At 72.7% G+C, this 13163-nt stretch carries 12 protein-coding genes; 9 read left to right on the top strand and 3 right to left on the bottom strand.

Features of this window, described 5'->3' with window-relative positions:
• Window positions 1–2: 2 nt before the first annotated feature.
• The 5 genes from larE to ACIGNX_RS02695 all read left to right on the top strand — a co-directional run bounded on the left by larE (window position 3) and on the right by ACIGNX_RS02695 (window position 4871).
• Window positions 3–821 (top strand): ATP-dependent sacrificial sulfur transferase LarE, encoded by an 819-nt coding sequence (larE, locus tag ACIGNX_RS02675; protein ID WP_396535551.1) that lies wholly within the window; start codon window positions 3–5, stop codon window positions 819–821.
• A 284-nt stretch (window positions 822–1105) separates the two neighbouring features.
• Entirely contained in the window at window positions 1106–1921 is an 816-nt protein-coding gene (locus ACIGNX_RS02680; RefSeq protein WP_396535553.1) for an alpha/beta fold hydrolase, read from the top strand.
• A gap of 42 nt (window positions 1922–1963) precedes the next feature.
• Window positions 1964–2200 carry a hypothetical protein gene (locus ACIGNX_RS02685; RefSeq protein ID WP_396535555.1) on the top strand — a complete coding sequence of 79 codons (237 nt, stop codon included), beginning with the start codon at window positions 1964–1966 and terminating at the stop codon, window positions 2198–2200.
• A 148-nt stretch (window positions 2201–2348) separates the two neighbouring features.
• Window positions 2349–3464, top strand: a complete 1116-nt coding sequence (locus ACIGNX_RS02690; RefSeq protein WP_396535557.1) for a DUF3103 family protein — start codon at window positions 2349–2351, stop codon at window positions 3462–3464.
• A 120-nt stretch (window positions 3465–3584) separates the two neighbouring features.
• Window positions 3585–4871 (top strand): M14 family zinc carboxypeptidase, encoded by a 1287-nt coding sequence (locus tag ACIGNX_RS02695; RefSeq protein WP_396535559.1) that lies wholly within the window; start codon window positions 3585–3587, stop codon window positions 4869–4871.
• Between the two features lie 70 nt (window positions 4872–4941).
• On the opposite strand, the gene ACIGNX_RS02700 is transcribed toward ACIGNX_RS02695, so the two are convergent.
• Complete coding sequence (locus ACIGNX_RS02700) at window positions 4942–5877, bottom strand: NADP-dependent oxidoreductase (RefSeq protein ID WP_396535561.1); 936 nt, start codon at window positions 5875–5877, stop codon at window positions 4942–4944.
• 130 nt (window positions 5878–6007) lie between these two features.
• Here ACIGNX_RS02700 and ACIGNX_RS02705 point away from each other — a divergent pair, with 130 nt between their 5' ends.
• The 4 genes from ACIGNX_RS02705 (at window position 6008) to ACIGNX_RS02720 (ending at window position 8678) form a co-directional block, all read left to right on the top strand.
• Window positions 6008–6511, top strand: a complete 504-nt coding sequence (locus ACIGNX_RS02705; protein WP_396535563.1) for a MarR family winged helix-turn-helix transcriptional regulator — start codon at window positions 6008–6010, stop codon at window positions 6509–6511.
• 67 nt (window positions 6512–6578) lie between these two features.
• Window positions 6579–6899 (top strand): DUF3140 domain-containing protein, encoded by a 321-nt coding sequence (locus ACIGNX_RS02710; protein WP_396535565.1) that lies wholly within the window; start codon window positions 6579–6581, stop codon window positions 6897–6899.
• A gap of 151 nt (window positions 6900–7050) precedes the next feature.
• A complete protein-coding gene (locus ACIGNX_RS02715; protein WP_396535567.1) occupies window positions 7051–7539 on the top strand; it encodes a MarR family winged helix-turn-helix transcriptional regulator in 489 nt (162 codons plus the stop codon).
• 62 nt (window positions 7540–7601) lie between these two features.
• Window positions 7602–8678, top strand: a complete 1077-nt coding sequence (locus ACIGNX_RS02720) for an amidohydrolase family protein (protein ID WP_396535569.1) — start codon at window positions 7602–7604, stop codon at window positions 8676–8678.
• A 152-nt stretch (window positions 8679–8830) separates the two neighbouring features.
• Here the strand turns inward: ACIGNX_RS02720 and ACIGNX_RS02725 are convergent, their stop codons facing one another.
• Window positions 8831–10435: a glycoside hydrolase family 27 protein gene (locus tag ACIGNX_RS02725; RefSeq protein WP_396535571.1), complete on the bottom strand. Its 1605-nt coding sequence runs from the start codon at window positions 10433–10435 to the stop codon at window positions 8831–8833.
• Entirely contained in the window at window positions 10432–12771 is a 2340-nt protein-coding gene (locus tag ACIGNX_RS02730; protein ID WP_396535573.1) for a ricin-type beta-trefoil lectin domain protein, read from the bottom strand. The genes ACIGNX_RS02725 and ACIGNX_RS02730 overlap by 4 nt, the downstream gene beginning before the upstream one ends.
• Window positions 12772–13163: the final 392 nt, after the last annotated feature.

Consider the following 13163-nt stretch of genomic DNA (forward strand, 5'->3'; position numbering starts at 1 on the left):
CCATGGGCGAACACCCGCTCGTCGACCGGGTGCGGGACATCGGTCCCCTCGCCGTGGCGTACTCGGGCGGTGCGGACTCGGCGCTCGTCCTGGCGGCCGCCGTGCGCGCCCTCGGCCCGGAGCGGGTCCTCGCGGTGACGGCGGTGTCCGAGAGCCTGGCGTCCGGCGAGCTGGAGCGCGCCGCCCGCCTGGCCCGGGACCTGGGCGTCGCGCACCTGACGCCCCGCACCCACGAGCTGGCGAGCCCCGGCTACCGGGCCAACGGCACGGACCGCTGCTACTTCTGCAAGTCCGAGGTGCTGGGCACGATCACCGCGCTGGCCCGCGACCGCGGCTACGACCACGTGGCCACGGGGACCAACGCCGACGACGCGGTGGACCCGTTCCGGCCGGGCCTGCGGGCGGGCGCGGAACGCGGGGTGCACACCCCGCTGCGCGACGCCGGGCTGGGCAAGGACGCCGTGCGGCGGCTCAGCCGGGAGTGGGCGCTGCCCACGTGGGACAAGCCGGCGACCCCGTGCCTGGCCAGCCGCATCCGCTACGGGCTCGAGGTGACGCCCCACCGCCTGGCGCGCGTGGACCGGGCCGAGGTGGCGGTGCGGGCGCTGCTCGCCGACGCGGGCGCGGCGTCACCGGACCTGCGCGTGCGCGACCTGGGCGACACCGTGCGGCTGGAGGTGGACCCGGACGCGGTCGACGTGGTCGCGGCGCTGCCGGGCCTGCGCGAAGCCCTGTCGGGCGCGGGGTTCGCCGACGTGCCGCACCGCGTCGAACCGTTCCGGTCGGGCCGCCTGAACGTCGAACCGCATTCTCACCCCTGATCATCACTATCGCTTCAGTGTAGAACGAAACGGACCACCGGGCGGTCAGAGGTTCGGGTGGCTCGCGGGTGCCGCACAACAACGGCGGCGAGACTCGCCGGTGTGGGCCGGTCCGGTGGTTGCGCGCGCTCGTCGCGCTGACCTTCGCACGGGTGGCGGGCCGGGATGCCTGGTGTTCGCGGTGGACGCCGAGCACCGGGTGCGCCGCTCCGCCGGTCGGGACGTGCTGCTGCGGTGAGAGGCTGGCGGTCGTGAACACCCGAACGAGTGAAGGGACGCGTCCGTTGGTCGAGAAGAGCATCACTGTGGGTGGCCAGGAGCTGGCCTACCGGGAGTCGTCCGGTTCGGGGCGGCCCGTCGTGCTCGTGCACGGCAACTCGTCGTCCGCCCGCACGTGGGGCGCGCTCGTGGACGGGCCGTTCGGTGAGCGGTTCCGGTGCCTGGCGCTGGACCTGCCCGGTCACGGCGGGTCGCCGTCGCCCGCGTCGGCGGAGGCGTACTCGCTGCCGGGTTACGCCGCGAACCTGGTGGACTTCGTGGCGGCGACCGGGGCGGAGGGCGCCGTGGTGGTCGGCTGGAGCCTGGGCGGGCACATCGCGATCGAGGCCGCGCCGCGGTTGCCGGGGGTGGCCGGCTTCGTGGTGTTCGGCACCCCGCCGGTCGCCTCGCCGGCCCAGCTCGGGGAGGCGTTCCTGCCCAACCCGGCCGTGAACGTCGGTTTCGCCGCCGAGGTGGACGAGGAGGCGGCGCGGGCGTACGCGACCAGCTTCCTGGCCCCCGGCTCGACGTACCCGGTGGCGGAGCTGGTCGCCGACATCCTGGCCACCGACGGTGCGGCGCGGGCCGGGTTGGCGGCGAGCCTGGGCGCGGGTCGGTTCACCGACGAGGTGGCGGTCGTGGGCGGGCTCACGCGGCCGCTGGCCGTGCTGCACGGCGAGGGGGAGCGGTTGGTCTCCCTGGACTACCTGCGCTCGGTGCCGGTGCCGACGCTGTGGCGCGGCGAGGTCCGGGTGCTGGCGGGCGTCGGGCACGCGCCGCACCTGGAGGCGCCGGGGGAGTTCGCCGCCGTGCTGGCGGAGTTCCTCGACGACCTGCGGTGACGCTGTTCCCGATCGAACAGGCGTTCGGTACCGTGGGGAGGTATGAAGGGCGACCGGGTCGAAATCGTGGTCGACGCGGGTGACACGACCCGCACCTACGAGATCACGGCGACGAGGGCCGGGCGGCGCGTGGAGGTCAGCGTCGGCCGCGGTGTCATCGAGGTCGTGGAGGTGACGCGCACCGGTGTCCCGGTGCGCACGGCGCGGTTCATGGCGGCCCGGGTGCTGGCGCTGGTCGAGCACCCGGCCGCCACACCGCTGCTGGACGACGAGCGGTAGCCCGGCGGCCGGTGGTCGGTCGCGGCTTCGGCCGTTGCGGGTCGGGTGCGGGCCGGCCGTTGACAAGCCACCGGCGGAGTTCGTGTAATTCTTTCAGATATCACTCTCCCCAGTCGTCCCTGCACGCTGCGTAACGAGAGGTAGGGCCATGCCCTTATCGCGCCGCACCCGGATCGTGGTCTCGACGCTCGGCGCCTGGGCGGTCGCCGCCGGCCTGGCGACCGCGCCCGCCCAGGCCCACGCCGCCCCCGCCCCCACGGGCTCGGTCGCCGCGGTCACCGACCGGCTCGCCGCACAACTGGCGGGCGAGTTCGCCGACGACGCCCGGCACGCCGGCCTGCTGTCGGCCACCTCGACCGACCCCGTGCCGCTGGCGCGCGCCGCCGGGGACACCGCGCTCGGCCGGGCCGTCCGCGACGCCGACCGGGCCGTCCTGACCGCCAAGGGGTTGCCGCAGGACGGCACGTCCCTGCTGACGATCCGCCTCGCCCACCGCGACATGGCCGACGCGCTGCGCCGCGGCGCCGTGCCGCTGGTCGCGCCCTCCACCACCGACGACGAGACGACGACCGTGACGGCCTACGACCGCGGCGGCCGGCGGGTGGCCCTGGCCGCCGACCGCGTGCCGGCGCGCCCGGTGTACCTGGTGGAGGTCGACGCGGCCCTCGCGCTGGCCAAGGGCACGGAGGTGGTCCGCTCGGCCCTCGCGCGGCACGGCCTGGGCTCCGCCGTCGCAGCCGCCTCGGGGTCGACTGCCCCGGGGTCCGCGGCCTCGGGGTACTGGGCCACGCAGCTCACGTCGATCCGCCTGGAGGACGACAAGGAGCCGTGGCACAAGGGCGACGCGGAGATCTTCACCATCACGGCCGGGTTCGGCCTGGACGGCAAGGTGAAGGTCGACACCGTCCAGCTTCCGTACCTCGACGACGACGGCAAGACCTACTACCCCAACCAGCTCCTGGTGCACTTCAACGAGTACAAGTACGACCTCGCCGACATCGTCATGATGGAGGAGGACGGCGGCACCAACTACCGCGACCTCGCCCTCGCGCTCACCCAGGCGCTGCTGACGATCGTCGACGGCGGCGCGTACATCCCGCTGGTCAACGCGATCCTCAACGCCCTGCCCGACGGCTGGTGGACCGACGACCCCGACTACGTCGACTCCTGGTACACCCTGTCGACCACCACCGGCGGCACGCTGCGCGGTGCGGCCGGCAACGGCACGATGACCGTGACGCCGTACTGGGTCGCGCCCCTGTAGGACGGCGGGCGCGACCGCCGTTCGTAGGTTCTGGTGCGGTGTTCGGTGCCCCATACTCGCGTTCGGCGCGGCGGCCCACGTCACCCTGCCCCGGTCGCCGGCCGGTCTGGAGGTCTGTCGATGAAGGTCCGGGTAGCTCTAGTCACGGCGCTGCTGTTACTCAGCGGCAGCAGCGCGCTGGCGGCCCCGCCGCCGGACACCACGCCCTACTACTGGCAGGTCCCCGGTGCGGGGGAGCGAGCGTTGCGGGCGGCCGGGTTCGACGTCGAGCACGGCGTCGACGGGTCGGTGCAGGTGGTCGGCGACCGGCGGGTGGCCGACCGGCTGACGGCCCTCGGCTACCGCCCGAGCAGGTTCGACGCGGTCTACAAGCCGGTGCCCGCCGACCGGTCCGCGCAGATCGGCGTGCAGACGTACTACGGCGGCTACCGGACGGTGGCCGAGCACGAGAAGCACCTGACCGACGTGGCGGCGGCGTACCCGGCGTTGACGCAGGTGTACGACATCGGCGACAGCTGGCGCAAGACGCGCGGGCTGGGCGGGCACGACATCAACGCCATCTGCATCACGAAGAAGCAGGCGGGCGACTGCGCGCTCAGCCCGAACTCCGCCAAGCCGCGGTTCGCCCTGATCGCGCAGATCCACGCGCGGGAGCTGGCCACGGGCGAGCTGGCGTGGCGGTGGATCGACCACGTCACCAAGGGGTATGGCACGGACGCCGAGGTGACGTCCATCCTGGACACCACCGAGCTGTGGGTGGTGCCGATCGTGAACCCCGACGGCGTGGACATCGTCGCGTCCGGCGGCAACCAGCCGCTGATGCAGCGCAAGAACGCCAACAACACCAGCGCGACGTGCTCGACGCCCAACTACGGCGTGGATCTCAACCGCAACTCCACGTTCAAGTGGGGCGGCGCGGGCACCAGCCGGTGCGGCGAGACCTACCAGGGCACGGCGGCCGGTTCCGAGCCGGAGACCAGGGCGATCGAGGCGTGGTTCCGGCAGTTGTTCCCCGACCAGCGCGGCCCCGGTGACACCGAGCCCGCGCCGGTGACCACCAGGGGCGTGATGATCACGGTCCACAGCTACGGCAACCTGATCATGCCGCCGTGGGGCTGGACGTGGAACGCGAACCCGAACGCGGCGCAGCTCGCGGCGCTGGGTTCGAAGATGGCGGCGTTCAACGGGTACACGGTCCGGGCGGAGGGCGACACGACCGGGACGACCGACGACTTCACCTACGGCACCCTCGGCATCGCCAGCTACACGTTCGAGGTCGGTGCGAGCAGCGGGAGCTGCGGCGGGTTCTTCCCGCAGTACTCCTGCGTGGACAGCCTGTTCTGGCCGAAGAACAAGGGCGCGTTCCTGACCGCGGCCAAGGCGGCCAAGGCCCCGTACGCGAGCTGACGCGGCGACGATCCCGCGGGTGCGACCGTGATCCGGTCGCGCCCGCGGGATCGGCTCCCCCCGGCGGGTGTCAGGCGGTGACGACGACCTTGCCGGACACCGCGCCGGCGGCGGCTTCGGCGTGCAGCGCGGGCAGCTCGGCCAGCGGTACCCGCCGGGCGACGTCGACGCGCAGCTCGCCGCGGTCGACCAGCGCCACCAGCTCGGCGAGCTGGCCGGCGTCGCTGCGGACGTAGAGGTCGACGCCCCGCACACCGCGCTCCTCGTCGCTCGGTGCGGGCATCCACACCGTCGTGTTGACGACGACGCCGCCCGGGCGGACCAGGTCGGCCAACGCGGCCAGCCGGGCCGGCTCGACGGGCGCGAGGTTGAGCACGACGTCGACCGGTTCGGCCACCGCCTCGGCCACGTCCGCGGCGGTGTGGTCGACGACCTCGTCCGCGCCGGCCGCCCTGACCGCCTCGCGGCTGCGCGGACTGGCCGTGGCGATCACGTGCGCACCCGCCCGCTTGGCCAGCTGCACCGCGTAGCCGCCGACCGCGCCGCCCGCGCCGTTGACCAGCACGCGCTGCCCGGCGGTCAGCCCGGCGTGGTCGAACAGCGCCTGCCACGCGGTGAGGCCGACCACCGGCAGCGCGGCGGCGTCGGCCAGCGGGACGGCCGCGGGTGCCGGCGCGAGCACCTCGGCCGGCGCGAGCACGTACTCGGCGGCCGCGCCCACCCCCGTCATCGGCAGGAAGCCGACCACCCGGTCGCCGACCGCGACGCCGGTGACGCCCTCGCCCAGCGCGTCGACCGTGCCGGCGACGTCGAGGCCGGGGGTGTGCGGCAGCACGACCGGGATGGGGCCCTGCATGTAGCCGCCGCGGATGTTGCCGTCGACGGAGTTGAACGACGTCGCGGCGACCCGGATCCGGACCTGCCCGGAGCCGGGGACGGGCTGCTCCACGTCCTCGTGCCGCAGGACCTCGGGGCCGCCGTACTCGTGGAAGCGCACTGCCTTCATCGCGGGTCACAACCTTCGCTCGTAAGTTGCTTCGAACTCGAAGCACTGGAGAGGACGCTACTACTGCTTCGAATTCGAAGCAAGTGACGTGCGGCACAGTCCTTCGAATTCGAAGCAGTACACTCGGGTCATGCCTGAACCGTCGCCGTCGCTCGACCCGGTCCAGCTCGGCGCGTACTTCTCCCTCATCGAGGTGACGAGCCTGCTCCGGCACGCCGTGGAGCAGCAGTTGCGCGAGGCCGGCGACCTCAGCTACGTGCAGTTCCAGCTGCTGGCCCGGCTCGGCGACTCGCCCGCGGGCAGCCACCGCATGACCGACCTCGCCGACGGCGTCGTCTACAGCCGCAGCGGCCTGACCTACCAGGCGGGCCTCCTGGAGAAGGCGGGCCTGGTCGAGCGGGCCCTGTCGCCGGACGACGAGCGCAGCGTCACCGTCACCATCACCGACGCCGGCCGCGCGCTGCTGGCCAAGGTGCTGCCGGGCCACGTCGAGGTCGTCAAGGGCCTGCTCTTCGAGCCGCTCTCGCACGACGACGTCACGACCCTGGCCCGCCTGCTGGGCCCGGTCCGCGACCACATGCGCTCGACGCCGCCGCGCTCGGCCGCCCCCCGCCGCCGCAAGCGCGAGGCGTGACGGCCGGGGCCGCCTCCCTCGCCGGGGCCGCCGTGCGCGACCGGTCCCGCGGCCGCAGACTGTCCACATGGGAGATTCGGTGAGCGACCGGTTCCACGAGGCCGTCAACATGACCGCGGCCGAGCTGGAGAAGTGGCTGGGGACCGACGACTCGAAGTCGGCCGGCCAGTCCGACGGCGGTGAGTCCGTCGGCCACGAGTCGGGCCGCCGGATCGTCGGGCTGCTGCGGAAGAAGAAGGGCGAGCTGACCGACGACGACCAGGAGCACATGCGCAAGGTCGTGGGCTACGTCCACCGCCACCTCGCCCAACGCCCGGACGGCGACGTCGAGCACACGCGGTGGCGCTACTCGCTGATGAACTGGGGGCACGACCCGCTCAAGGACTAGGACGCGTTCCGGTGACCGGCGGCGTGCCGGTGCCGGAACACGGCGAGGTCCCCGACAAGTGGTCGGGCGGAACCGGGGGACTCGCCGGGACTGGATGGCTTTGCAGAAAGCTTTCGATAAAGCTGAGCTGGCCCGGTCGAAGGGGGTGCCGGTGAACGACCCGGTGGCGGACGTCGTCCGGTGGTGGGCGCGCGAGGCGCCGGAGCTGCCCGCGCGGACCATCGAGTTCACCAAGCGCGTGGCGCGGATGCACGCCCTGACCGACCGTGTCACGGTCGCCGTGCTGGTCGGGTTCGGCCTCAGCCGGGCGGAGTACGACGTGCTCGGGACCCTGGTGACCACGGGTGACGAGCGGTTGAAGCCCTCGGAGCTGTCGTCCCGGCTGCTGCTCACCACGGGCGGGCTGAGCAACGTGCTGCGGTCCCTGGAACGGCGCGGCTACGTCGCCCTGACCCCAGACCCGGCGGACGGGCGCGGCCGGCGCGTCTCGCTGACCGCCGAGGGCACGACCGCCGCCCGGCGGGTGGTCGGCGAGGTCGTCGCCGCGCAGCACGAACTGCTGAGCGGCGTCGACGCCGCCCGGATCGGGTCGGTGACGGAGGACCTGAGGGCCGTCCTGCGCCTGCTCGACACCCGTTGAGGCCCTGCCCTCCCGACCTCCGGAGGCACGACATCCGCCGGTTCACCATCACCGACGTCCACGTGTTCGCCGCCGACGGCACCTTCGGCCCGCCGACGTCGGTCGCCGTCGAGGACGGCGTGATCGTCGATCGCGTCGACGGGGTGCGGGTCGACGGGAGGGGCGGGTACCTGCTCCCCGGCCTCATCGACACCCACGTGCACGTCGACCACCCCGACCAGCTCGCCGCCGGCCTCCGCTGGGGGGTGACGACCATGCTGGACATGGGCACCCGCCGGTGGGACGAGCTGCGCGCGCTCCGCGACGCCGACGACGACACCCGCGCCGACCTGCGCGGCGTGTCCTCTCCCGCGTGCGCCCCCCGCGGCACGGCCGTGCGGAGAATGCACCACCCCGCCTCCACCGCGGTCCGGGGCCCGCGCGACGCCGCCCGGTGGGTCGCCGAACGGCTGGCCCAGGACCCCGACTACCTCAAGGTCGTCCTGGAGGAGAGGCTGCCGTTCCGGCCGAAGCCGCTCGACCCGGACACCGTCGCCGCCCTCGTGGCCCACGCGCACCGCGCGGGGAAGAAGGTCGTGGTGCACGCCGCGTCGAGCCGCGCCTACACCGTCGCGCTCGACGCGGGCGCGGACGTCCTCACCCACGCGCCCATCGGGGACACCGTGACCGCCGACCTGGCCCGGCGGATCGCCGCCGCCGGCACGGCCGTGTCGCCGACCCTGGTGATGATGCGGACGATCCTGCGCACCCTCAAGCTCCCGTTCACGCCGCGGTGGTTGGACTTCACCCACGCCGTCGCTTCCACCGGCGCCCTGCACCGGGCCGGGGCGACGATCGTCCTCGGCACGGACGCGAACGCGGACGACACCTCGCCTGCCCGCGTCGCCCACGGGGTCTCCGCGCACGACGAACTCGCGCTGCTCGTCGACGCGGGGCTGAGCCCGTCCGAAGCGCTCCGCGCCGCGACCTCCCGCGCCGCCGCGGTGTTCGGGCTCGACGACCGCGGACTGGTCGCCACCGGCAGGCGCGCGGACCTCCTGCTGGTCGCCCGCGATCCGACCCGGGACATCACCGCCACCCGCGACGTCGTCGGCGTGTGGAAGCGCGGTGTCGCCGCGCCCGTCCCGGCCCGCGCCTGACGGGGCGCGGCATCCGGCGGCGACCCCGCCGTGACCCCGCGGCGGCACCAACCGGCCCGGACGGCCACATCCGGAACACGCCCTGGCCGGACCGTCCGGGGACGGGGGTGCCCCGGTCACCCCGAGGTGACCGGGGCACCCGTCGGTGGGACTCAGACGCGGGTCCACTTCTGGCTGTCGGTGCCCGTGCAGTCCCAGATCTGGACCTTGGTGCCGTTGGCGGTGCCACCACCGGCGGCCGTCAGGCACTTGTTCGCGCCCACGGCCGTGATGGTGCCGTCGGAGTTCAGCCGGAACTGCTGGTTGCTCTGGCCGTTGCAACTCCACAGCTCGACCGCGGTCCCGTTGGCCGTGCCCCGGTCGTAGACGTCCAGGCACTTGGTGCCGCCGTACACGCGCAGCTCACCGGCGGCGGTGGAGGTGAAGCTCTGGTTCGCGCCACCGTGGCAGTCCCACAGCTCCAGCAGCGCGCCGTCGGTCTGCGACGCGCCGGTGATGTCCAGGCACCGGTTCGAGGCGGTGCCGCGCAGCGCGCTGGTCACCTCGACCGGCGGCGTGCCGCCGCCGGACACCAGGACCATCACCGCGCCGTGGGCCGGCACCGAGGCGCTGATCGTGCCGGTGGTGGTGCCGGTCGCCTTGGACCACAGGTCCTTCACGGTGTACGACGTGCCGCTGCCCAGGCCGACCTGGGTGGCGGTGGTGGAGATCGTCGCGCTCGTGGTGTTGCGGTTGAGCAGCACGACGGCCCGCGCGCCGTCGGCCATCGGCTTGACCCACACCTCGCTGTTGCCGTCGTCGCGCAGCCGGTAGCCCTGGCGACCGCCCCAGTCCTGGTTCACGCCGATGACGTCGGTGTTGGTCAGGATCGACCGGGTGGTCGCGCTCATGCTGCGCAGGTCGTTGCCGGCGATCAGCGGCGCGTTGAGCAACGCCCACAGGCTGAAGTGGGCGCGGGCCTCGGTGTCGGTCAGGCCGTTGCCCACCTCCAGCATGTCCGGGTCGTTCCACCCGCCGGGCTTGCCGTAGGCGGTCAGGCCGGCCTGGCTGTCCAGGATGCCCATCACCGAGTTCCAGTTGCCCTGGATGTCACCGGTGGTGCGCCACGAGTTGCCGACCTGCGCGCCCCACGTCCACACGCTCTCCTGGCCCCAGTTGCACAGGCTGTAGAAGATCTTCCGGCCGGTGGCCGCCAGGGCGTCGCGCATCGCGGTGTAGCGCTGCTGGGCGTTCTTGCCCTGGTGGTCGCCGCAGTTGTCGTACTTGAGGTAGTCGATGCCCCACGACGCCCACAGGTTCGCGTCGCGCTGCTCGTTGCCCAGCGACGCCGGGTAGCCCGCGCAGGTCGTCGTGCCCGCCGAGGAGTAGATGCCCAGCTTCAGGCCCTTGCCGTGCACGTAGTCGGCTAACGCCTTGATGCCGCTGGGGAACTTCACCGGGTCGGCCACCAGGTTGCCGCCGGAGTCGCGCTGCCTGGTCGACCAGCAGTCGTCGATGTTGACGTACTGGTAGCCGGCCGCGGCCATGCCGCTGGACACCATGACGTCGGCGGTCTGCCGGACCAGGCCCTCGTTGACGTTGCAGCCGAAGCTGTTCCAGTCGTTCCAGCCGAGCTGCGGCGTGCGGCCCAGGCCGTTCTCCAGCGCCAGCGCGGAGGGCGCCTGCGGTCCCGCCACGGTCAGCGCGGTGGCCGTCACGACCACCGACAGGACCGCGCGCGTCACCGAGCGCGCCCACGAGCGGGGTGAGTTGCTCATGACATGCTCCACTTCTGGTTCGAACCGCCGTTGCACGTCCAGATCTCCAGCGGGGTGCCGTTCGCGGTGGCCGCGCCGGTGGCGTCGAGGCACTTGTTCGAGCCGACGCCGACGACCGTGCCGTCGGCGTTGACCGCCCACTGCTGGTTGGTGCCGCCGTTGCAGTCGTAGATGTCCACCGCCGTGCCGTCCGCGGTGCCGCGACCGACGACGTCGAGGCACTTGCTGCCGTAGACCACGAGCTGCCTGGCAGCGGTCAGCGTCCAGCTCTGGTTCGCCCCGCCGTTGCAGTCCCACAGCTGCGTCACGGTGCCGTTGGCCTGCGACTGGTTGGGCACGTCGACGCAGCGGCCCGACGCCTGCCCCCGGATCGAGCCGACCGTGCCGCCGCCACCGCCGCTGGTCGCGGTGACGGTCAGGTTGTCGAACAGGTCGGTCTGGTAGCCGACCACGCCCAGCCCGACCTGCCCGGCCGCGTAGGAGCCGTCCGTGACCGTGCCCAGGGTCGCGCCGTCGAGGGCGGCGGTGATCTGGGTGCCCGTGAAGCTCAGCGAGGCGTTGTGCCAGGTGTTCAGGCCGAGCCGCCCCCGGTTGCCCGAGGCCAGGGTGGTCAGCGTGCCGGAGGTGGTGCTCTTGGCGATCGACCAGGCGCCGGTGTCGCTCAGCCGCAGCTGGTAGGCCGCCTGGTGGCTCTGCGGGCGCAGCTGGGTGTTCGCCCGGCCCAGCAGCGTCACGGTCCCGGCCTGCTGGAGGTTCACGTCGACGCCGACCGTGTAGTTGTTCCAGGTCGTATCGCCGACCAGGCCGAAGGCGTCGCTGTCGTCCTGCCACTCGATCGGCCGCGTCGGCGCGACCTGTTGCAGGCACTGGCCGGTCCGCCCGCCCGCGCAGGGGCGCACCTCGAACGCGCCCTGCATGTCGGAGAAGTACCGCGCCTCGGCACGGGAGGGGTAGGTGTCGAAGGTGTCGGAGTAGGGCAGGGCGAGCGGCGCGCTCGCCGGGCTCGTCGCCGTGCCCTTGCCCTGACCGGTCGTGGTGGTCACCGAGTAGATCCGGTTCGGCTGCAGGGTGAGCGAGTAACCGCCGCCGCCGGGCGTGACGTCCGGCTGCCTCACGAACCAGTCGGCCGGGTTGGACGAGCCCAGGTCGGTCGACCACACGTGCAGCTCGCCGCTGCTCAGGCCGCCGGTCACCGACACGTTCACGGTCTGCGCGCCGGCGGCCGTGGAGGTCTCGTAGATGGTCGAGTAGTCGGTGTTGTTCGTGGACTTCAGGGAGATGTAGCTGCCGTTGTTGCGGTCACCGCCGAGGTAGCCGCTCGCCGATCCGGTCAGGAACCGCCAGCCCGGCTGGGTGAACTGGGCGACCTGCGCGTTGGCCCACAGGCTGCGGCCCAGCCGGTAGGCCCCGGACCACGGCGAGGACGCCACCGCCAGGGCGTCGGTGTTGAACGGCAGGTTCGGGTAGAGCGCGGCCACCAGCGGCCAGTTGACGAAGCCCGTCATCTGCCCGTCGAGGTAGCCGCGGGTGATGCTGCGGATGTAGGGCGCGGACCCGGTGATGTAGTCCTGGGACCCGAACTCGCTGGCCCACAGCGGCTTGCCGGTGGCCACGGCGTTGGCGCTGGACGGGCACGAGGTGGCCGCGCCCAGGTAGCCGCACGGGTAGTGGGCGCCGATGACGCCGACGGCCGCGCGGAAGGCGGAGTCGGCGAGCACGTCGTCGGCGGTGGACCAGCCGAAGCTGTCGTCGCCGATGATCTGCACCGCGCCGAACCCGTTGGCGTTCAGCGCCGACCGCAGGTTCTCGTACCAGGTCTTGTTGTGCCCGCGCTCGTTCCAGCCGCCCAGGTAGCCGATGGTCAGGCCGTGCCGCTTGGCGCAGTTCAGCCAGGAGATGTCGTAGTCGATCATGTCCTGGGACCAGAAGTTGCCGCCGCCGATCCAGCCGGGCGCGGCCCACGGCAGGGCGATCAGCTTGATGTTCGGGTTGCGGGCCACGGCCTGCTCGCCGAGCCAGAACTCGTAGCCGACGTCGCAGTTGACGTCACCGCGGACGTGCTGGTGGCTCGGCTCCGCGCCGTCGGTGGAGTTGGCGTCCCCGCCGATCTCCAGCTTCAGCAGCTGCACCGCGGCGCCGTAGCCCGGCTTAAACAGGTAGTCCAGGACCTGCGTGCGCTGGGGCTCGGGGTAGTCGACCAGCAGCCGGGAGTTGCCGCCCCCGCCGCTGATCGCGCCCACCCCGTCGAACGTCCTGCCGGTGGCGCCGCCGTTCACCGTGATCGAGGTGGCCGCCTGCGCGGGTGGGGCGTTCACCACCGCCGCGCCGGCGGTCACGAGGACGAAGGCCAGCCCTAACGCGGACGGTCTCCTCCCGCCATGTGGTCGACGTGCGTGCATCGTTCACCAGATCCTCTCTGATCCAGTCGGGCGTGCGCGGACGTGCTCTCGAAAACGGGCAGCGGAAAACCGACCGCGGTGGACACGGCCGATCGCTCGTCTATGTGTGTGACAGCCGCCACGGCTGTCCGCCGAAATGTGTAGCACTTTGTTGGGTTGCCGGGCAATATGCGTCGCCGCATGTGCGGGTTTGTTCGGTCGTAATGTCGGCTGTTCGTTCCACAGTGGACCGGCTTCGGCGGGTTCCACCCGTCCGATGGCACGACGGTCGAGCGCTTGGTGCGTATTGCGCGGTTGTTCCGGTTCCGCGGTGACCGCGCGGGCATCGA

Source organism: Actinosynnema sp. NPDC053489 (assembly GCF_044544865.1).
Classification (GTDB): domain Bacteria; phylum Actinomycetota; class Actinomycetes; order Mycobacteriales; family Pseudonocardiaceae; genus Actinosynnema.